The organism is Herbiconiux sp. 320_LB, assembly GCF_059691755.1.
Window position 1 is genome coordinate 776,075 of the sequence record NZ_JCAWAD010000001.1, and the last position, 20,360, is coordinate 796,434.

At 70.0% G+C, this 20,360-nt stretch carries 20 protein-coding genes; 12 read left to right on the forward strand and 8 right to left on the reverse strand.

What is annotated here, in order from left to right; all coding sequences use genetic code 11:
- Positions 1 to 259 precede the first annotated feature (259 nt).
- The 5 genes from AC59HU_RS03540 to AC59HU_RS03560 all read left to right on the forward strand — a co-directional run bounded on the left by AC59HU_RS03540 (position 260) and on the right by AC59HU_RS03560 (position 4,380).
- Positions 260 to 1,237: an ABC transporter ATP-binding protein gene (locus tag AC59HU_RS03540; RefSeq protein ID WP_497221951.1), complete on the forward strand. Its 978-nt coding sequence runs from the start codon at positions 260 to 262 to the stop codon at positions 1,235 to 1,237.
- Positions 1,234 to 2,634: an ABC transporter permease gene (locus AC59HU_RS03545; RefSeq protein ID WP_497221952.1), complete on the forward strand. Its 1,401-nt coding sequence runs from the start codon at positions 1,234 to 1,236 to the stop codon at positions 2,632 to 2,634. Before AC59HU_RS03540 ends, AC59HU_RS03545 begins: the two co-directional genes overlap by 4 nt.
- A 68-nt stretch (positions 2,635 to 2,702) precedes the next feature.
- Entirely contained in the window at positions 2,703 to 3,269 is a 567-nt protein-coding gene (locus AC59HU_RS03550; protein WP_497221953.1) for a hypothetical protein, read from the forward strand.
- Positions 3,270 to 3,313: 44 nt separating this feature from the next.
- On the forward strand, positions 3,314 to 3,808 hold the full coding sequence (locus AC59HU_RS03555) for a hypothetical protein (protein ID WP_497221954.1): 495 nt from the start codon (positions 3,314 to 3,316) through the stop codon (positions 3,806 to 3,808).
- A gap of 26 nt (positions 3,809 to 3,834) precedes the next feature.
- Positions 3,835 to 4,380, forward strand: a complete 546-nt coding sequence (locus tag AC59HU_RS03560; protein ID WP_497221955.1) for a hypothetical protein — start codon at positions 3,835 to 3,837, stop codon at positions 4,378 to 4,380.
- A 255-nt stretch (positions 4,381 to 4,635) separates the two neighbouring features.
- On the opposite strand, the gene AC59HU_RS03565 is transcribed toward AC59HU_RS03560, so the two are convergent.
- Together AC59HU_RS03565 and AC59HU_RS03570 are read right to left on the reverse strand one after the other, a co-directional pair.
- On the reverse strand, positions 4,636 to 5,682 hold the full coding sequence (locus tag AC59HU_RS03565) for a methionine synthase (protein WP_497221956.1): 1,047 nt from the start codon (positions 5,680 to 5,682) through the stop codon (positions 4,636 to 4,638).
- A complete protein-coding gene (locus AC59HU_RS03570; protein WP_497221957.1) occupies positions 5,679 to 6,710 on the reverse strand; it encodes a putative oxygenase MesX in 1,032 nt (343 codons plus the stop codon). The genes AC59HU_RS03565 and AC59HU_RS03570 overlap by 4 nt, the downstream gene beginning before the upstream one ends.
- Positions 6,711 to 6,976: 266 nt before the next feature.
- Between AC59HU_RS03570 and AC59HU_RS03575 the strand changes: the two genes are divergently transcribed.
- The 3 genes from AC59HU_RS03575 to AC59HU_RS03585 are packed head-to-tail and all read left to right on the forward strand — an operon-like array spanning position 6,977 to position 10,553.
- Positions 6,977 to 7,927, forward strand: coding sequence for a DUF808 domain-containing protein (locus tag AC59HU_RS03575; protein ID WP_497221958.1), 951 nt, complete (start codon positions 6,977 to 6,979; stop codon positions 7,925 to 7,927).
- Between the two features lie 17 nt (positions 7,928 to 7,944).
- Positions 7,945 to 8,796, forward strand: a complete 852-nt coding sequence (locus tag AC59HU_RS03580) for a DUF429 domain-containing protein (RefSeq protein ID WP_497221959.1) — start codon at positions 7,945 to 7,947, stop codon at positions 8,794 to 8,796.
- Between the two features lie 47 nt (positions 8,797 to 8,843).
- Positions 8,844 to 10,553 carry an MFS transporter gene (locus AC59HU_RS03585; protein ID WP_497221960.1) on the forward strand — a complete coding sequence of 570 codons (1,710 nt, stop codon included), beginning with the start codon at positions 8,844 to 8,846 and terminating at the stop codon, positions 10,551 to 10,553.
- Positions 10,554 to 10,617: 64 nt separating this feature from the next.
- Here the strand turns inward: AC59HU_RS03585 and AC59HU_RS03590 are convergent, their stop codons facing one another.
- Entirely contained in the window at positions 10,618 to 11,202 is a 585-nt protein-coding gene (locus AC59HU_RS03590) for a TetR/AcrR family transcriptional regulator (protein WP_497221961.1), read from the reverse strand.
- A 95-nt stretch (positions 11,203 to 11,297) separates the two neighbouring features.
- Here AC59HU_RS03590 and AC59HU_RS03595 point away from each other — a divergent pair, with 95 nt between their 5' ends.
- A complete protein-coding gene (locus AC59HU_RS03595) occupies positions 11,298 to 12,179 on the forward strand; it encodes an SDR family oxidoreductase (RefSeq protein ID WP_497221962.1) in 882 nt (293 codons plus the stop codon).
- 220 nt (positions 12,180 to 12,399) lie between these two features.
- Here AC59HU_RS03595 and AC59HU_RS03600 read toward each other — a convergent pair whose 3' ends face one another.
- From AC59HU_RS03600 to AC59HU_RS03620, 5 genes are all read right to left on the reverse strand, one after another.
- The gene (locus AC59HU_RS03600; RefSeq protein ID WP_497221963.1) at positions 12,400 to 13,203 is read right to left on the reverse strand and encodes an IclR family transcriptional regulator; all 804 of its coding nucleotides are present in this window, start codon (positions 13,201 to 13,203) and stop codon (positions 12,400 to 12,402) included.
- Positions 13,204 to 13,281: 78 nt separating this feature from the next.
- Positions 13,282 to 14,217: an ABC transporter permease gene (locus tag AC59HU_RS03605; RefSeq protein ID WP_497221964.1), complete on the reverse strand. Its 936-nt coding sequence runs from the start codon at positions 14,215 to 14,217 to the stop codon at positions 13,282 to 13,284.
- Positions 14,214 to 15,344: a putative B6 ABC transporter permease subunit 2 gene (locus tag AC59HU_RS03610; protein ID WP_497221965.1), complete on the reverse strand. Its 1,131-nt coding sequence runs from the start codon at positions 15,342 to 15,344 to the stop codon at positions 14,214 to 14,216. The genes AC59HU_RS03605 and AC59HU_RS03610 overlap by 4 nt, the downstream gene beginning before the upstream one ends.
- Entirely contained in the window at positions 15,344 to 16,939 is a 1,596-nt protein-coding gene (locus AC59HU_RS03615; protein ID WP_497221966.1) for a putative B6 ABC transporter ATP-binding protein, read from the reverse strand. Before AC59HU_RS03615 ends, AC59HU_RS03610 begins: the two co-directional genes overlap by 1 nt.
- A 95-nt stretch (positions 16,940 to 17,034) precedes the next feature.
- Positions 17,035 to 18,138 (reverse strand): putative B6 ABC transporter substrate-binding protein, encoded by a 1,104-nt coding sequence (locus tag AC59HU_RS03620; protein ID WP_497221967.1) that lies wholly within the window; start codon positions 18,136 to 18,138, stop codon positions 17,035 to 17,037.
- A 197-nt stretch (positions 18,139 to 18,335) separates the two neighbouring features.
- On the opposite strand from AC59HU_RS03620, the gene AC59HU_RS03625 reads away from it, so the two are divergent.
- The 3 genes from AC59HU_RS03625 to pldH all read left to right on the forward strand — a co-directional run bounded on the left by AC59HU_RS03625 (position 18,336) and on the right by pldH (position 20,359).
- A complete protein-coding gene (locus tag AC59HU_RS03625; protein WP_497221968.1) occupies positions 18,336 to 18,770 on the forward strand; it encodes a hypothetical protein in 435 nt (144 codons plus the stop codon).
- Between the two features lie 94 nt (positions 18,771 to 18,864).
- The gene (pldA, locus tag AC59HU_RS03630) at positions 18,865 to 19,623 is read left to right on the forward strand and encodes a 4-pyridoxolactonase (protein WP_497221969.1); all 759 of its coding nucleotides are present in this window, start codon (positions 18,865 to 18,867) and stop codon (positions 19,621 to 19,623) included.
- A 1-nt stretch (position 19,624) separates the two neighbouring features.
- On the forward strand, positions 19,625 to 20,359 hold the full coding sequence (gene pldH, locus AC59HU_RS03635) for a pyridoxal 4-dehydrogenase, SDR-type (protein WP_497221970.1): 735 nt from the start codon (positions 19,625 to 19,627) through the stop codon (positions 20,357 to 20,359).
- The last annotated feature ends 1 nt before the right edge of the window (position 20,360 follow it).

Consider the following 20,360-nt stretch of genomic DNA (forward strand, 5'->3'; position numbering starts at 1 on the left):
GAGTGCGTGGCTGGGTCTGGCAGCGGTCGCGAAGCGAACGCCGGATGCACTCGCCGGGGAAACCCACCCCGCGCCCGCCGACCCCCGAGCAACCCCACCCCCAAGCAACCCGACCCACGAGCAAACGACCCACGAGCAACCTGACCCTGCACCCAGGAACGCGTCATACCTCAGGACCATTTCGACCCCCGGAACCCCAGACCAGGATGGTCCCGGAGGCCGATCCGGCAACAGCTGCCCCGTCAATAGCGTGAGAGCCATGAGCACTTCCGCACCCACCACCCTCCAGACCCGCGCCGTCGTCGCGCGCCAGATCACCAAAGTCTTCGGCTCGGCCGAGTCTCCCGTGCATGCCTTGCGAGGCGTCGACCTCGACGTCGGGGCGGGGTCGGTCACCGCCATCATGGGCCCGAGCGGCTCGGGCAAGTCGACGCTGCTGCAGGTGCTCGCCGGGCTCGACACCCCGACGTCGGGGCAGGTCTGGCTCGCCGAGCAGGAGATCACCGGGATGCGCGACGAACCGCTCACGCTGCTTCGACGACAGCGGATGGGGTTCGTGTTCCAGGCCTTCAACCTGCTGCCGGCGCTGTCGGCCGACGAGAACATCCGGTTGCCGTTCCTGCTCGCCGGGTCGCGGCCGAGCGCCGACGACGAGGCGTGGATCGGCGCCGTCGTCACCCGCCTCGGCCTCCGCGAGCGCCTCAGCCACCGCCCGCACCAGCTCTCGGGCGGGCAGCAGCAGCGCGTCGCGATCGCCCGCGCCCTCGTCACCCGGCCCGACGTGATCTTCGCCGACGAGCCCTCGGGTGCGCTCGACAGCGCGTCCGGTGACGAGGTGCTCGGGCTGCTGCGCTCGGCGTCGACCGAGTACGGGCAGACCGTCGTGCTGATCACCCACGACCCGCGGGCCGCGAGCGTGGCCGACCGCGTCATCCTGATGAGCGACGGCGCCGTGATCGACGACTTCGCCGGCGGCTCTGCCGAGCAGATCAGTGCCCGGGTGAACGGGCGGATGAACGGGCACGGGCCCGCGCACATCGCCGGGACGTCGGGGGCGCAGGCGGGCGGGGCCGCTGTGGGGTATTCGGCCGACGACCGCGCTGGGCGCATCCAGACCGCCGGTCATTCGGTCGGTGCGGACACCAGGGGTCAGACCAGCCACGGCGTCAGCTCCATCCACGTGCCCGGCCAGACCCCGGGCCCCGTCGGTTCGACGAACCAGGCGGTGGCCGAATGAGGCTCTGGGCCCTGCGCGAACTGCGCGAGACCGCCGGCCGGTACGCCGCCGGGGTCGCGGTGGTGGCCGTGGTCGCCGCGTTCGCGGTACTGCTGCTCGAGACCATCGAGGTGTTCGTGCGGATGCTGTCGACGACCGGGCTGCAGGACGCGGCTCCGGTGCGCGCGGCCCTGACCTCGGTGGGGCTGGTGTTCCTCGGGATCGCGGTGCTGACCGCGGCGATCGTCATCTCCGGAACCTTCGCGACCGTCTACGCCGGGCGCCGGCGCGACATCGCGTTGCTCCGGCTGGTGGGGGCGACCTCGAAGCAGATCCGGCGGGCGTCGCGCATCGACGGACTCGCCGTGGGTGCCGCGGGTGCGGTCGCGGGGATCGCCGTGGGCATCCTGGTCTCAGGGGCGGCCATCGACATCCTGAACGCCGCCTTCGGTGCGGGGCTGGAGTTCGTGTGGACACCGCAGCTCGTCATCGTGCCGCTCGTCGTGTGCCTCGCCGTCTCGACGCTCGCCGCCTCGAGCGGGGCGAAGGTCGTCGCGCGGGTCTCCCCCGCCGAAGGCGCCCGCAGCGACGCCGGGAGCACGCAGCTTCCCGCGGCGGCCGCCGGCGGGCGCGCGATCGCGGGGATCGTGCTGGCCGTCCTGGGTGCCGGGTTCCTGGCGCTCGGGGTGATCGCCGGGCTGGTGTCGCCGTTCGGGTTGCTGATCGCGTTCCCGGGCGGGGTGCTGTCGATCGTGGGGATCATCCTCGGTGCCCCCGCCTTCACCGCGCCGATCGTCGGTGGCGTGACGCGGATGCTCCGCGGGCGCGGCGCCGATCTGCTCGCCGGTGCGAACCTGCGGGCGAACCCCGTGCGCACGGCGCGCACGGTGGTTTCGGTGCTGATCGGGGTGACGCTCGTGACAATGTTCACCGTCGCCGGCGAGATGTACCTCGCGCAGACCCGCGCCTACTTCGGCGACGCCGTCGAGCTCGAGCAGGTCTCGCAGTTCATCACCGTGATGCTCATCGTGGTCTACGTGCTCACCGCGTTCTCGGTGCTGGTCGCGGCGATCGGGCTCGGCAGCAACCTCTCGCTCTCGGTGCTGCAACGGCAGCGCGAGATCGCGGTGCTGCGCTCGGTCGGCCTGACCGCGCGGCAGGCCCGGCGGATGGTGCTGGTCGAGAGCGTCGTCGTCGCGGGCGTCGGGGCGGTGCTCGGGCTGCTGCTCGGCATCCTCTACGGCTTCGTCGGGGCGAACGCGACCTTCGGCGTGCAGGGCTTCAGTGGTCCGGTGCTCTCGCCGTGGTTCGTCGTGGCGGTGCTCGGTGGTGCGATCGCCTTCTCGATCCTCGCCTCCCTCCTCCCCGGCCGCCGAGCCAGCCGCGTCCACCCCGCCGAGGCTCTCCGCGAAAGCTGATGCGAACCGCTACCGAGTCGTGACCTTCCGCGCCCCTGCCACCGGGGGCGCGGATGTCAGAATCAGGCATGGTCTTGGGGGACGTGTTCTGGCAGGTGTTGTGGCGCCCGGGTGGCCCGCTGCGTACTGCCGCCACCGTCGTCGGCATCGCGGTCGGCCTGCTCGTCGGCGGCCCACTCGTGCTCTTCAGCGTGACCGCGGCCGTGGTCGCCGGCTGGCATGCCGCCTTCCCGCCGCAGCCGGTGTGGGCCGACCGCGCGGCCGACGCCACGTGCACGGTCGAGTGGACGGCCACCGGGATCGCCGCGGTGATCCACCTCCCACTCGAACCGGTGCCACGGGAGTCGACGCCAGAGCCGCTCGGAGTGACCGACGTGCAATTCGTCGGCGGCTCCAACGCTGTCGGTTTCCACATCGACGACGCCGGCATCCGTGTTTCCGGTGGCGAGCTGGTCGTGCCCGTCCAGGCGCTCGACCCCGATCAAGACTTCTCGGTGACCGCCCTTGCGGTGACGGGTCGGGACGGTGGCGACAAACACATACAGACGTTCCGGCTCGGCATGACAGCCACGGCAGGCGCAACCTCCTGCGAGATCGGCGCCTCGTCCTCCGTGCTGGATAGGGCGGCCCCGTGAACGGCCGGTCGTTGCGTCGCCTGGGTGTTCGAGTCGGATGCTCGGTGATCGCCGTGGGAGTCGCGCTCGCCTTAGCGGGCTGCACCCCGCCGATCCACGGAGCCGTCGGCATCACCGTCACCCTCGACGGTGAGATCCATGCGCTCCTCGAGCCGTGCGGGAACCTGCTGGCGGGCGCGCTGCTCCAGATCAACGATGCCCAGGGCCTCGACACAGGCGAGCATGTCCGCTGGACGATCGCGGACAATGACAGCAGCTCCGGTGACGCGGCTGCGATCGTGATCCCCCCGCTCGACGAAACCGTCGTCTATGAGCTCTCTGCGTGGGCGGACCCACCGGTCGACGGCTACTTCTCCGCCACGAACTACCTGCAGTCCGTGCAGTTCACGGTCGCCGACCTCGCCGGCCTGCCGGTCGGAACAGTGCGCTGGCAGTACTGGTGGGGAAGGGAAGCCGTGACGGAAGGAACCCCTGAGCAGTTCCATGAAGCCGCCTGCGATCCCTCATTCCCCACGTCGACACTCGCTCCCACCCCGTGACCCCGAATCGGATGCCAGAATCGGGCGTGGCCACTCGACGCGAGCGCATCGCTCACCTCTGGCGCCCGGGCGGGCCGCTCTGGAACGTCGGGATCGTCCTGGGCGTCTTCGGAGTCGTGACGGTGGCCCTCCCGCTCGTTCTCGTAGTCGCCTACAGCGCCACACGGGAGCCGCCGCCGACGAACTCGATCTACGTCGACACCTCCGCCGAGGCGACCTGCACCCTCAAGCCGGAGATCCGCGGAAGCACCACGACCGTCGAGCTCCCCCTCCGCGAGACCGATTGGGGTGCGGCCGCCCAGAACGACCTGATCATCACCGACGTCACCGCCGTCCGAAGCACCAACGCGACGATCTCGACGAAGTCCTTCACCGGAGCCGCATCATTGGGCACCCTCCGCTTCGACGTCCGCCCGTTGAACCCCGACCTCCCCTACTCGATCGACGGCATCCGGATCGAGGTCACCCGCGACGACAAGCAGCGTGGCGACCTTCTCCGCCTAGCCCTCAAGTCGACCGCCACCACCTGCGACGCAGGCCTAGGCCACGCCTTCACCGGCAGTGCAGACTGATCCGTCCCGCACGCCTGCCGCGACGCCGCTGCCGAAGGCGGGACGCCGCTGCCGAAGGCATGAGGCGGACGCGGGGTGGGTTTCCCCGGCGAGTGCGTGGCTGGGTCTGGCAGCGGTCGCGCAGCGAACGCCGGATGCACTCGCCGGGGAAACCCACCCCGCGTCCGCCGACCCACGAGCATCCACATCCTCAGCGCAAAGAGGCCCGGCCGCACGAGACGACCGGGCCACAAAGACAGCACAGAAGCGCGAGACCTACCCCGCGAGCTCCGCCCGCAACAGCGCCGCACCAGCACCGAGCGCCGCGAGCTTCCCCTGCGCCACCCCCCGCGGCAGCGGCGCCATGCCGCAGTTTGTCGAGGGGTACAGGTTCTCGGCGTCGACGAACTGCAGGGCCGACCGGAGTGTGTCGGCGACCTCCTCCGGGGTCTCGATCGTGTCGGTGGCGACGTCGATCGCCCCGACCATGACCTTCTTGCCCCGGATGAGCTCGATCAGGTCGAGCGGCACGTGCGAGTTGTGGCACTCGAGCGAGACGATGTCGATGTCCGACGCCTGCAGCTTCGGGAAGAAGGCCTCGTACTGGCGCCAGTCCGAACCGAGGGTCTGCTTCCAGTCGGTGTTCGCCTTGATGCCGTAGCCGTAGCAGACGTGCACCGCCGTCTCGACGGTGAGGCCCTCGATCGCGCGCTCGAGCGTCGCGACGCCCCAGTCGTTGACCTCGTCGAAGAAGACGTTGAAGGAGGGCTCGTCGAACTGGATGATGTCGACCCCCGCATCCTGCAGCTCGCGCGCTTCGGCGTTGAGGATGGTCGCGAACTCCCAGGCCAGCTTCTCGCGGCTTCCGTAGTGCGCGTCGTAGAGGGTGTCGACCATCGTCATCGGCCCGGGCAGCGCCCACTTGATCGGCTGGTCGGTCTGCGAGCGCAGGAACCGGGCGTCGTCGACGAACACCGGGTTCTCGCGGGTCACCGCCCCGACCACGGTCGGCACCGAGGCGTCGTAGCGATCGCGGATGCGCACCGTCTCGCGGTTCTCGAAGTCGACCCCGCTCAGGTGCTCGATGAACGTGGTGACGAAGTGCTGACGGGTCTGCTCGCCGTCGCTGACGATGTCGATCCCGGCCCGCTGCTGATCGGCCAGCGACAGGCGCAGTGCGTCGTAGCGGCCCTCGGTCAACTCGTCGCCGTCGAGCTTCCAGGGCGACCAGAGCTTCTCGGGCTCGGCGAGCCACGACGGCTTCGGCAGGCTGCCGGCGGTCGAGGTGGGCAGGAGGGGGCGAGTGGATGACGGGGTGCTCACGAGCGACCTCCCTGCAGAGTCAGGTCCTGCGCCACGAACTCGGCGGAGAACTCGGCCGACCACCGCTCGAGGGTGCTCGCGTGCGGGGCGATGAAGTGCTCCTCGGCGAAGGCGCCCTGCTCGACCGCCAGGCGGCTGCGCTCCTCGCGGTCGTAGACGACCGAGGTGGAGGTGAACTCCGGATTCGTCAGGCTCGGCTGATACGACTCCCCCGCGGCGACGGTCGCGTTGTAGATCTCGGGGCGGTAGATCTTCTGGAAGGTCTCCATCGTGGCGATCGTCGCTGCGAGCTCGAGGTCGCTGTAGTCGGCGACCAGGTCGCCCAGGTGGTAGAACGCCAGCGGCGCCACGCTGCCCGGCGGCATGAAGAACCGCACCTGCAGGCCCATCCTGTCGAAGTAGGCATCCGTCAGCGAGTACGCGCTCTGCCGGTACTCGACCCCCAGCACCGGATGCTCGAACTCGGTGCGGTGATAGGTCTTGCTGCTCGAGACGCTCAAGCAGATGACCGGCGGCTTCGCGTAGCGCCCGGTGTAGGCGTCGGAGCGGAGGAAGGCCTTGAAGAGGTTGCCGTGCAGCACGCCGAAGTCGTCCGGCATGCCGGCCGGGAGCACGACGCTGAAGTCGTAGTCGCGCACGTAGGAGGAGAAGTTGTTGCCGACGATCCCGGCGACGCGCTCCCCCGAGCGGCGGTCGAGGATGGTGGTCTGCAGCACCTCGATCAGCGGGACGCCGTCGCGGAGCCCCTCGCCGTCGATGTCGACGGCGACCGAGACGATGTCGAGCTCGACCGCGTAGCGGTGCCCGTTCGCGAGGCCTTCCGAGCCGCGGGCGCCGGCGCCGGCGTCGTCCTGCGGTGCCAGGTGGTCGAGCCGGTCGTCGATCATCGCGAAGGTGGTGCGCAGGTTCTCCTGGCGCCGCTCGCCGCGGGCGAGGTTGGCGAAGTTGGTGGTGATCCGCGAGTTGGCGAGGGGGCGGTAGTCCTCGTCGAAGCGGGTGGTCGTGATCGCGAAGGTCAGCTCCGTCATCGACAACACCCGGCCCCGGTGGCGACGGCCTCGCGGCGGAGAAGGGTGGCGTTCGGCATGGCAGACATGGCAGGAGCTCCTCGGGATCGGACGGATCGACGGATCGTCGGGCGAATTCTGATCAGACTAGGCCAGCGTCGGGATGCCGGGCCGGGAGATGACTTCCCGTTACGGAGCGCCGCATCAGGCTAGGCTCCGAGGGCGCACTCGTCGCCCCTGCCCCCTGTGAGACATGCCACCGGCATGCCCTACCCGAGGAGATTCCCATGTCGGTCGGCCTGCTCGCCGTCGTCGATGACATCCTGACCGCCGCCCTCAAGGCGAGCGCGAAGACCGCCGGCGTCGTGATCGACGACGCCGCCGTGACGCCGCAGTACGTTCAGGGGCTCACGCCCGCCCGCGAACTGCCCGTGGTCTGGCGGATCGCGCTCGGCAGCCTGTTCAACAAGTTCGTGATCATCATCCCGCTCGCCCTGCTGCTGTCGGCGTTCGCGCCGTGGGTGCTGCCGTTCCTGCTGATCGCGGGCGGCACCTACCTCTGCTTCGAGGGGGCCGAGAAGGTGACCGAGTGGTTCGGGGTGGGGCATGGGGGCCACGATGGCGGCCACGGGGAGGCGAGCGTTGCGGGCGCCACGACCGGAGCCGCGGCCGACGGTGATGGCGCGGGCGACGGCGCGAAGAGCGAGCGCTCGCTGGTGTTCGGCGCCATCCGCACCGACCTCATCCTGAGCGCCGAGATCATGCTGATCGCGCTCGCGAACCTCGACCCCGACTTCGGCATCTGGATGACGCTGGCCGCCCTCGCACTGATCGGCCTCGGCATGACGGCGCTGGTCTACGGAGCCGTGGCCCTGCTGGTGAAGATCGACGACATCGGCCTGCGGCTGATGAAGAACCCCTCGCGCGGGGTGCGACGCACAGGAGCGCGGATCGTCGCCGCGATGCCCGGGGTGTTCCGGGTGATCAGCGTGATCGGCACGGTCGCGATGCTCTGGGTCGGAGGTCACCTCGTGATCGCGAACTTGGCCGAGACGTTCTGGCACGGGCCGTACGACCTCTTGCACGTGATCACGCACGCGCTCGAGGGGGCGGGGCCCGTCGTGACCTGGCTGGCCGACACGGCTTACTCGGCCGTCTTCGGCCTGGTGCTGGGGCTCCTGATCACCCTCGTCGTGCTCGGGATCGGCCGCCTCCGCGACGGTGGCCGCGGGCACTGACGGCGCCGGCTGATCGCATGCGCACCGCCGGAGTCGACCTGTCCGCCGAACCCAAGGGCACGGCGCTCGCGGTGATCGAGTGGCCCGACGTCGATCTCGACGACGGCACGAGCATCGACCCCGAGCTCGGCTCGAGCGCCACCGCCGACCGACGAACCGGCGCCTCCGCCCCCACGGCCACCCCCACCGCCACGCTCACCGAGCTGCACCTGGCCGTCGAAGACGCGCAGATCGTCCAGACGGCCCACACCGTCGACAAGCTGGGCATCGACTGCGCCCTGGGCTGGCCCGACGCCTTCGTGGCGTTCGTTTCGGCCCACGCCACGGGCATCCCGTCGTCGCGCGACGCGGAGACCATCGACGGCGGCATGGCCTGGCGCCGCACCCTCGCCTACCGCGAGACCGACCGCCGCGCCCGCGAGGTCACCGGGCGCTGGCCGCTCAGCGTCTCGACCGACCGCCTCGGCCTCACCGCCATGCGCTGCGCCGGGCTTCTGGCCCGGCTGCACGAGAGCGGGATCCCGGTCGACCGCTCGGGCTCCGGCCTCGTCGCCGAGGTCTACCCCGGCGCCTCCCTGCGCCTCTGGGGCTTCGACACCACGGGCTATCGAACGGATGCGGAGAGCCGGCGCCGACTGCTCGCCCGCCTGGTCGACGCGGCGCCCTGGCTCGATCTCGGTGGTCACGGCGAGCGGATGATCGCCTCCGGCGACGCCTTCGACGCCGTGATCGCGGCCCTGGCGAGCCGGAGCTCCGCGCTCGGACGGGCGACCGCTCCCGACGACGCGGTGCTCGACCAGGCGCGACGCGAGGGGTGGATCGCGCTGCCGACGGGAACGCTCGGCAACCTGATGCAGACAAGTCGCTAAGTAGCTAAGCTGTTTAGCGACTTACCCCCGACCCTCAGGAGCACACCGTGACAGATCGCAGACGCTGGATCGGACTCGTCTTCATCAGCATCGCGGTCGCCCTGATCATCGTCGACTCGACGATCGTCAACGTGGCGATCCCCTCGATCATCGACGACCTCGGGATCAGCTCGACCCAGGTGCAATGGGTGCAGGAGTCGTACACCCTCGTCTTCGCGGCCCTGCTGCTGGTCTTCGGCACCCTGGCCGACCGGTTCGGGCGCCGCCGCATGCTCGTGCTGGGTGTCATCGTGTTCGCCGGCGCGAGCATCCTCGCCGCCACCGCCCCGACGGGCGACCTGCTGATCGGGGCGCGGGTGGTGCAGGGCGTCGGCGGCGCGATGGTGCTGCCGACCACGCTCTCGCTGATCAACGCGACCTTCCGCGGTCGCGACCGGGCCATCGCCTTCGCCGTCTGGGGGTCGACGATCGGCGGGATGACCGCGGTCGGGCCGCTGCTCGGCGGCTGGCTGACCACCTACTTCTCGTGGCGCTGGGCGTTCGGCATCAACATCCCGCTGGGCATCGTCATCGTGATCGGCGTGCTGATCTTCGTGCAGGAGTCGCGGGCGCCCGGCGCGACGGCGGCGACCAACGCGACCCGGTCGGCCGGCGCGACCGACGCATCCGGGGCCGCCGCACCCGATGCCACCGCATCCGGGGCCGGCGCAGCCGCCGCCCCACCCCAGCGCATCGACGTCGTCGGCGCCGTGCTCTCGGTCATCACCTCCGCCTCGCTCGTCTTCGGCCTGATCGAAGGCCGCACCTACGGCTGGTGGCTCACCGACACCCCGCCCACGATCGGCGACTGGACCTGGCCGTTCGCGCTCTCCCCCATCCCGTTCGCCTTCGCGCTCACCCTGATCGCCGGGGTCGCGTTCGTCGTCTGGGGGCGCCGACGGATGCGCGCGGGCCGCAGCACGATGCTCGCGTTCGACCTCTTCCGCATCCCGAGCTTCCGCAACGGCAACCTCGCTGCGATGATCGTGTCGCTGGGCGAGTTCGGCATCATCCTCTCGCTGCCGCTGTGGCTACAGAACGTGCTCGGCTTCGACGCCCTGCAGACCGGGTTCATCCTCGTCGCACTCGCGGTCGGCTCGTTCGTCGCCTCGGGCTTCGCGGGCGCGTTCGGCAACCGGATCCCTCCGGTCGCGATCGTACGGGTCGGCCTCGCCGCCGAGATCGTCGGCATCGCCGGACTCGGCTTCATGATCGGCCCGGACACCGCCTGGGGCCTGCTGATCCCGTTCCTGTTCGTCTACGGCTTCGGGGTCGGGCTCGCGACCGCGCAGCTCACCGGAGTCGTGCTGAAAGACGTTCCGCTCGAGCAGAGCGGCCAGGCCTCCGGCACCCAGAGCACCGCCCGCCAGGTCGGCTCGGCGCTCGGGATCGCGATCCTCGGCACGGTGCTGTTCACCACGGCGGGCGCGCAGCTCGACTCGCGCCTGTCCGACGCGGGGGTTCCGGATGCGACCCGCCAGCAGCTGGTCTCGCAGGTCGTCGACAGCTCCGGCGCCGCGATCGCCGGGCTCGAGGCCAACCACGCGACGGCCTTGGTGGCGGATGACGCGAAGATCGCCTTCTCCGACGGCACCCGGTACTCGGCCTTCGCCGCGGCGGGCTTCCTGGTGATCGGCTTCGCGGCCACGCTCTCCCTCGGCGGGCGCGACCCGCGGAAGAAGCGCGAGGGCTCGGCCCGCCGGCAGAGCACCGCGTAGCGCAGCCCAGCCGGCGCTGCCCCGTCCAGCGCAGCTCCGCCGGCGCCGCCCCGCGCTGCCCCGCCTAGCGCAGCTCCGCCGCCGCCGCCCGCAGCTCGGCGAAGGCCGCCCGCGTGTAGGTGACCAGCTCACTCGGCGCATCCGGCCCCCGCTCGGGGTCGGACCAGCGCGCGAACCCGGTCTTGAAGGCGAGCACCCCCAGCTCGGCGGCGACCTGCGCCGCGGCCTCGCCCACCCCGCGCTCCTGCAGCGCCGACGCCATGGCCGCGGCCATGCCGATGCTCTTCATCGCGTTGCGGGTGCGAAGCTCGTCGTTGGCCTCGACGGCGGCCTGGATGCGCGGACCGAGCGCCCGGTTGAACTCGGTCATCTCACCCGACGCGCTGTCGAGCCCCGCCCCGACGGCCTCGAGGGGGCTGGCCGACTCCGGCGCCGACGCGATGCCCTCGGCGAGCAGCCGGCTCAGCAGCTCCTGCCCCGCGGCCAGGATCTCGCGCTTGTCGCTGAAGTGGCGGAAGAACGTGCTGCGCGTGAGCTCGGCCCGCTCGGCGATCTGGGCCACGGTCGTCTGGTCGAAGCCCTGTTCGGTGAACAGGTCGAGCGCGGCGACGACGAGTCGCTCGCGTCCGTCGGGCTTCCAGCGTGGCATGCGCCCAGTCTACGCGATGCGACAGGTGTCCCATCGGGTGTACGGTGATGGGACATCAGTCGCATCAGACTGCGTCATCCCTTCGGAGGTCCACCATGCACGTCTTCATCACCGGGGCCACCGGCCTCATCGGCTCGGCCGTCACCGCCGAGCTGATCGGCGCCGGCCACCGCGTCAGCGCCCTCACCCGCTCGGACTCCTCGCGCGCCAAGGCCGAGGCCGCGGGTGCCGAGGCCGTCGACGGCGCCCTCACCGACCTCGACGTCCTGCGCCGGAGCGCACAGGAGGCCGACGGCGTCATCCACCTCGCCTTCGGCAACGACTTCAGCTCGCCCGAGGCGCTCGCCCACAACATCGCCGAGGAGACCGCCGCCCTCACCACCCTGGGCGACGCCCTCCTCGGAACCGGCAAGCCGCTCGTCACCGTCTCGGGCACCCCCTGGGTTCCCGGCCGGGCCTCGACCGAGGCCGACCCACTGCCGACCGACGGGCCCGTCGGCGGGCGCGGACTCACGGTCGAGCGCATCCTGGCTCTCGGTTCAGACGGGGTGCGCACCTCGGCGATCCGCCTGCCGCGCACCGTGCACAACGAGGGCGAGGGCGGTTTCGCCGGGATCCTCACCCAGATCGCGCGGCAGACCGGCATCGCCGGCTACCCGGGCGACGGCAGCCAGCGGTGGCCCGCGGTGCACGCGCTCGATGCCGCGGTGCTGTTCCGGCTCGCGCTCGAGGGCGCGCCGGCCGGCACCGCCTGGCACGCCGTGGCGGATGAGGGCGACACCGTGCGCGACATCGTCACCGTGATCGGGCGGCGGCTCGGCCTTCCCGTCCAGGAGCGCCCGGTCGAGGAGTTCGGCCCCGTCGGCGAGATCTTCGCGACCGACCAGCCGGCCTCGAGCGCCCGCACCCGTGCCGAGCTGGGGTGGGAGCCCACCCACCCGAGCCTCCTCGCCGACCTCGAGACCCTCCAGCCGTAGGCCCCGCCCCGAGCGCCACCCCACCCCGAGCGCCACCCGTCGCTCGCCCCCTCGCCCACCCTGTCGCCGACCCGTCACTTCCTGTCGCTAAACCCGCTCCATAGCGACAACAAGTGACGGGTCGAGGGCATTCGGGGTCGGGCACGGCCCGGGCTGGCCAAGGGCGGGCGGGGCGGGGCGCGGGAAGGGGCTGGGCGGGCGGGGCGGGTGGGGTGGGAGGCTAGGCGCGGCGCTCGATCTCGCCGCGGAACTCCTTGGCCCCCGCGCGCACCGCGGCGGCGATGTCCTTCTTGTGGGCATCCGTCAGCCGGTAGTCGGGCGCCACGACGGTGAGCGCCCCCACCGAGATGCCGCTGGTGTGCACGCTGGCGGCACTCGCCCAGACACCGCGGTCGACCTCGCCGGCACTCTCGGCGTACCCGGTCTCACGCATCTCGTCGAGGTCGCGCTCGAGCTTCTTGCGCGCCGCCTTCGGCAGGGCAGAGCCCAGGCGGTTGAAGTACTGGGTGAGCTTCGCGGGCGGCAGCTCGCTGAGCAGCAGCTTCGCCGCGGCCCCGCCGTACAGCGGCATCAGCGCGCCGGGCTGGAACGAGATCGAGATCGGATGATCCGACTCCGCGATCGCGAGACACACCGCCGAGTCGTTGACCCGCCGGAGGTAGAGCGCAGTCTCCCCCGTCTCCTCGGCCATGCGGTTGAGGATCGGCTGCACCTGCGCCCGGAAGTCGATCATCGACTCCGCCGCCCGCGAGAGCCGCAGGATCTGCGGCGACAGCACGAAACGCCCCTTCTCCCGCTCCTCGATCAGGTCGAGCTCGCGCAGCAGCGAGATATAGCGGTAGGCGCTCGGCACCGAGATGTCGTGCTTCTCGAGCACGTTGTCGACCGTGAGCTCGGGGGTGTTCTCGCTGAATTCGAGCAGGATCTGCAGAGCGCGGCGCGCGCTGTCCACACCCTTCGTGCGCTGGGGCTCGGCGACCACGGCGACCTGGTCGTCGGCCGTCTCATCTGCGGAAAGACTCACGTCCGGCTCGGCATTCTCATCGGAGGCATTCATAGGAGGTCTCCCCGATTGTAAGCGTGGCGTGGACGACAGGCGTCGTCATCGGGCTCCGCGCGTGTACGGCGATCCGAGCGCCGGGGGCACCACGGAACTCCGGGCGAAGACGATCAGCATCACGATCACGATGAGGAACGGCAGCATCTTGATGATGTCGGCCGGGATCGTGAAGCCGATCACCTGCAGCGCCGGGCCGATCGCCACGGCGAGTCCGTAGATCAGCGAGGTGATCATCACCACGAGGATGCGGCCGCGGGAGAGCATCGTGATGACGATCGCGATGAAGCCGAGTCCGTTGGTCAGGAGCGGGCTGAAGGTGGCCGTCGTGATGAGCGACAGGTACGCCCCGCCGAGACCGGCGAGCGCGCCGCCGGCCAGCACCGCGATCGACCGGGTCTTCATCACACTGCCGCCCGCCGCGTCCAGCGACGACGGCTTCTGACCGGCCGACCGGGTCGACAGGCCCCAGTTCGTGCGGGAGAGGGCGAAGGCCAGTGCCAGCGCGATCAGCACGCAGACCCAGAAGATGCCCGACTGCTGGAAGATCGCGGGCCCGACGACCGGGATGTCCCCGAGGCCCGGGATGGCGAGCTTCGGCACCTGGCCGAGGCTGGCCGGCGACTTCGTGTAGTTCTGCAGGTAGAGCACGCTCGTGATGCCCTCGCCGATCAGGGTGATGGCGAGACCGATCACGATCTGGTTGAGCCCGAGCCAGACGTTGAGCACGAGCATGGCGAGGTTCGCGACCACGCCGCCGACCGCGCCGGCCAGCATCCCGATCCAGAAGTTGCCGGTGGTGAGGGTGACGACGAACGCGGTGTAGGCGCCGACGAGCATCACGCCCTCGATGCCGAGGTTGAGCACACCGGCCTGTTCGCCGATGGTCTCTCCGACCGAGGCGAGCAGGAGGGGCATCGCCTGGGCGATGACGGTGGTGATGAACACCGTGATGAAGGCTGCTGAGAGCATGTCGCTCATGCCGAGGTCCTCTCGGATTCCTTGCGGAAGGGCTGGAGCACGGTGCGGCGCAGGCCCTCGGGCAGATAGCTCTGCCCGAGCCGGCGCCGGTTGCCCAGGTACTCCGTGATGGTCATGAAGAGCAGGATGAGGCCGACGATCACGAGCAGGAAGTCGACGTTCACCCCGGCCTGCTGGGAGGCGAGCGTGCCGCCGGTGGCGAGCACCGCGTAGAAGGCCACGAACGGGATGGCGGCCACGGGCCGGAACCGGGCGAGGAAGACCAGCGGCATCACGGCGTCGCCGTAGCGCGGATCCCAGTCGGCCCGCTGGTAGGCGAACTGGCCGAGGATGTCGACCGATCCGGCGAGCGCGATCAGCCCGCTGGAGAGGGCGAACAGCAGGATGACCATCCAGGTGGAGTTGAGCCCGACGTGGCGCGCCGCCTTCGGGCTGGCCCCGAAGATGTCGACCCGGAGGCCGAACGAGGTGCGGCTCAGCACGTACTGCGCGACGATCGCGAGCACGATGGCGAGCACGAAGCCGATGTGGATCTCGGTGCCCGGGATGAACGGCAACAGGTAGTCGTCGCCGATCACGGCGGTCTGCGGGGTCGAGACCGCGGGGTCTTTGAAGATGCCCTTGATCAGGAGGTTCACCACGCCGACGGCGATGAAGCTCATCACCAGCGAGGTGATGATCTCGTTCGTGCCGTACCTCGCCTTCAGGATGGCGGGGATGAGCGACCACACCGCACCGACCAGCACCGCGACCACGAAGATGACGAGGGTGGCCAGGAAGGCCGGCAGCACGTCGTAGAGGGTCGGGCCGAGCCCGGAGGCGGTGACCGCGCCGAGCAGGTACTGCCCGTTGTAACCGAGGTTCCAGAGCTGGCCGCGGAACGCGACGATCAGGCCGATCGCCACGAGCAGCAGCGGTGCCATCAGCGAGAGGCTGCGCTGCCAGTTGGTGCCGGTGATCCCGTACTTCCAGACCCCGGCGAAGAACTCCAGGGGGCTGCTGCCGATGGCGAGCATGATGAGCCCGGAGACGATGAGCGCCAGGAGCACCGGCACCACCGATCGGACGAACCCCTGCGCGAATCGCTGGGCTGTGCTGGTCTCGTTCATCAGCCTGGTCTCGTTCATCAGTCGGTGCCTTCGATCGCGCCGGTCATGTAGTGGCCCACTTTCTCCGCGGTGCCCACCCCGTCGTTGACGACCCCGCCGACGAGCGAGCCGCGCGAGATCACCTCGATCCGATGGGAGAGCTCGATCAGCTCGTCGAGGTCGGTCGAGAGCAGCAGCACCGATCCGCCCTTCGCGGCGAAGTCGATCAGGATCTCGCGCACCAGGTGCACGGTCTTGAGGTCGAGCCCGTAGGTCGGTTTGTTGACGACGACGAGCTTGGCGCCGTTAGTGAGCTCGCGGGCGAGGAGGATCTTCTGGATGTTGCCGCCCGAGAGGGTGCCGGCCCGGGTCGCGGCCGAGGGCGTGCGGATGCCGTACTCCCCGATCAGGCGGGCGGCCTCGGTGTCGACGGCCTTCGGCTGGATGCGCCCCGACTTCCAGAACGGCCGCTGGCCGATGCGCTTGATCACCAGGTTGAGCGCGACCGACATCGAGCCGACGGTGCCCTCGTGCAGCCGGTCGTCGGTCACGTACCGCACGCCGAGCTGCTGGCGGCTGCGGACACCGGTCTTCGTGATGTCCTCGCCGTCGAAGAAGACGGTGCCGGATGCGGCCGTCCGCTGGCCGGCGACCACCTCGGAGAGCGCGCCCTGGCCGTGGCCGTCGATCCCGGCGATGCCGAGGATCTCGCCCTCGTGCACCGTGAGCGTGACCCCCTCGGCCTCGATGTCGCGACCGAGCCCGCGACTGGTGACGTCGCGCAGCTCGAGCCGCACCGGGCGGTCGTCGAAGTCGATGGCCCGCACCTCGCGGGTGGCCTCGGCGGCACCGGCCAGGTCGGAGGCCTCGTCGCCGACGACGGCCAGGTCGTCGCCGAACATCGCGGCGAGGATGGCGTCCTGCGCCTGCTGCTCCGAGTAGGAGGCGAGCTCCTCGACCCCGATGTGGCCGACGTTGCGGCCCCCGCGGAGGATGGTGACGCAATCGCCCATGGCGTAGGCCTCGCGCAGCTTGTGGGTGATCAGCACCACCGCCAGGCCCTGGGCCTTGACGCGGGCGATGCTCTCGCCGAGGTGCTCGATGGCCTGCGGGGTCAGCATGGAGGTGGGCTCGTCGAGCACGAGCAGCCGGCTGCCCTTCCACATCGCCTTCGCGATCTCGACCTGCTGCTGCTGGCCGAGCCCGAGGTCCGACGCCAGCGCGTGCGGGTCGATCCGCACGCCGAGCAGGTCGGCGAGCTCTTCGAGCCGCTGCTCGGCCCGCTTCTTGTCCTGCAGCACCCCGTTCTCGCCGAGCATGAGGTTCTCCAGCACCGTGAACGCGGGCACCAGGGTGGAGTGCTGGTGCACGACGCCGATGCCGTAGTCGACCGCCACCTTGGGCGAGGTGATCTCGACGATCTTCCCGTCGAACGAGACGGTGCCCGAGTCGGGCTGCTGCATGCCGGCCAGGATGCTGATCAGGGTCGACTTGCCGGCCCCGTTCTCGCCGAGCAGGCAGTGCACCTGACCGCTGACGATGTCCAGCGACACGTGGTCGTTGGCGATGACGCCGGGGAACGCCTTGGTGATGTCTCTCAGCGAGATGACCTCACTCGTGGTCGTTGTCGACACGGATGGCTCCTTTTCGGGCGGGAGGAGTGGGGGGGTGGGGCCGGGGTCGGGCGCGCGAGCGCGGCGACCCCGGCCCGCCGGGGACGGGCGAGGGGTCAGGCGCCCTTCTTGGCGGCGATCACCGCGGCGACCTCGGCCGAGCTGGTCGCGATCGTCGGCTTGATCGAGCCGTCGATGATGCCCTGCGACGCCTTGTCGACGGCATCCTTGATGGCCGACGTCATGCTGTCGGTCTCCTGCAGGTACATGCCGCCGTTCTCGACGTCGACCGGGTACGTCTTGGTGCCGAAGGTGCCGGCGTCGACGTCCTTGATCGCCGCCACGTAGGCCGGCTCGTAGTTCCAGCGCACCGAGGTGAGGAGCTTGCTCGGGTCGCTGAGGCCCGGGGTCACGTCGCCGATGTCGGCGATGTACTTGACGCCGGAGGCGGCGTCGATGGCCTGCAGGTAGCCGTGCGTCGCACCGTCGCCCATGCCGAACACGACGTCGGCGCCCGAGGCGATGACCTGCTCGGTCGCGGTCTTGCCGCCGGCGGCGTCGGCGTAGGCCGCCGGGCCGACCGAGGTGTAGAGCACCTGGATGGTCGGGTCGACGCTGTAGACGCCCTCCGCGAAGCCGGACGACATGGCGAACCAGTTCGCGTTGTCGGCAGAGACCACGATGCCGACCTTCTTCGAGGTGGTGGACATGGCGGCCGCGATCCCGGCGAGGTACCCGCCCTCCTGGCCCTCGGGCTTGGCGGCGGCGATCTGGCCGGGCACGTTCTCGTCCTCACCCGCATCCTGGATCAGGATCGGCACCTTCTTGGCCGCGGCGGCGCTGGCGGCACCGATGTTGTAGCCGGAGGCGTGGGCGACGATGAACTGGGCCCCGCCGTCGGCCACCTGCGTGAGCACGGTCTCGATGTTGTCGTAGCCGGCGTCGGGCACGATGGTGACGTCGATGCCGAGCTCCTTCGCCGCCTCGTTGGCGCCGTCGATGCCGGCCTGGTTGTAGCCGTAGTCGGACTCGTTCTCCGGGGCCACCAGGGCGAACTGGGTGACCTTCGTTCCGGAGGACGAGGTGGCGGCGGCGCCACCGGAGTCGTCTCCGCGGCCCGACGAGCAGGCGGCGAGGGTGAGGGCGAGTGCGCCGGAGACAGTGATCACTGCCACGCGGGCTGCGGTGCGGCGGCGGGTGCCGCTGATGAATCTGGTCATTGCCGAGATCTTCCTCTCAGGGTGATGGGCCCCCGGGCTGGTGTGCTGCGGTCCGATGCGAAGCGACCTTGGATTCTCTTACATTGTGCAGGGGTAGCGATACGATATGAGAATTCCGGGCGGATGCCAAGCCTGAAATTCAGTTGTTACACGTCGGAAACACGCTCCGTCAACGATGATCGGAGGAGGTTCTCCCTATGAATCGATCGACCCGAACGGCGCTCGTCGTCGCGCTCGCACTCTGCCTGTCGTCGTGCGCATCCGCGTCTCCGAACGCCCCCGATGCATCCCCCACCCCGAGCGCGCCGGCCCTCTCGAGCGAGGATGCCGCCGCGCTGGCGACACTGGCCCAGGTCGCCGGGCCCACCTCGAACGTCGACCCCGCCGCGATCACCGGCACCGAGTGCTGGCTGCCGTCGGAGCACCTGATCGACGACCCGAGCGTGAGCGCCACCACCTGGCGGGTGCTCTGCCGGGTGCACTACACGGATGCCGACGGGGAGCGCTACCAGGACGCCACCTGCGTCGGCGACTTCGCCGCGCAGCCGATGCTCGATCACTGCTACCGCTGGGCCTACTACACCGGCATGCCGATGTTCGAGGATCACCCCGGTGTTGTTTCGGGCTCGTGAACAAGCTCGCGTGCGCTTGACAGTGCCGAAACCGTTCTCATAACGTGATCCACAATTAACGTCAGATGATAAATAACGGGAAGTGAGCCGGACCATGACGGATCCGAAGGTGCATCTGCTCGACGGCGGGACGCTCGTGATCGACGAGTCGGACGTGCACTGGCACATCAACGCCGGGAACCCGGTGCGGTTCCCGGTCTACAGCGTGCTGGTCGAGCATCCGGACGCCCTCATCCTGTACGACACCGGCTTCGACCTCGACCACGTGAACGCGGTGCTGCCGTTCGAGCTGCCGTTGCAGACCCCCGAGCAGACCATCCCGGCGCAGCTGGCGGCGTGCGGCTTCACCCCCGACGACGTCGACATCGTGGTGAACTCCCATTTCCACTTCGACCACGTCGGCGGCAACAAGTACCTGAAGAAGGCCGTGACCCTGGTGCACAAGGAGGAGCTGCGGCACGCCAAGGTGCCCGAGCCCTTCGAGCGCCTGGGGTATTCCGACCTCTCGTTCGACCACGCCGACGTGACCTACAAGCCGATCTCCGGCGACTACGAGATCGTGCCCGGCGTCTGGCTCTTCGAGACCCCCGGTCACACCATCGGTCACTACTCGCTGCTGGTCGAGCTCGAGAACGAGCCGAGCATGCTGTTCTGCGGCGACGCCGCGTACACGCGCACCACCCTCGAGAAGGAGTGGATCGCCGGCTTCCACCTCGACCCGACCAAGTCGGTTGAGGCCATCCGCCGACTCAACTACCTGGCCCGCACCAAGAACGCCGACATCTACCCCTCGCACGACCTCGCGTCGTTCGAGGAGTGGAAGCTCGCACCCGAGTTCTACGGAGGAAACTGACATGACCGACACCACCACCCGCGTCGCCCTGATCACGGGAGCGGCCCAGGGCATCGGCGCCGCGATCGCCGACGAGCTCGCCGCCGAGGGGATGACCGTGATCGTCGCCGACGTGAACCAGGCCGGAGCCGAAGCCGTCGCCGCCCGCAACAACGGGGTGGCCAAGGTGCTCGACGTGAGCGACCCCGAGCGCGTCGCCACGGTGATCGACGAGATCGTGGCCGAGTTCGGCCGCATCGACGTGCTCGTCAACAACGCCGCCCTCGTGCCGCTCACCCCGTGGGCCGACATCACCTTCGAGGAGTGGCGGAAGGTCATGTCGGTCAACCTCGACGGCATCTACCTGGTCACCCACGCCGTGACGCCCGTGATGGGCGAGGCCGGCTACGGCCGGATCGTCAACATCGCCTCGAACACCTTCGTCGCCGGCACCCCCGACTGCGCCCACTACGTGGCGACCAAGGGCGCCTCGATCGGGCTGGTGCGCGCCCTCGCCGGCGAGCTCGGCCGCCTCGGCATCACGATCAACGCGGTCGCCCCCGGCATCATCGCGAGCGAGGGCGTGCTGAACGGACCGCACCAGGCGGGCTTCGACTACGTCGTGCCCATGCAGGCCTTCGACCGCCGCGGTCTGCCGCAGGACGTCGCGCCCGCCGTCGCCTTCCTCGCCTCCGAGAAGGCCGGCTGGATCACCGGGCAGACCCTCGTGGTCGACGCCGGCCACACCCGCAACTGAC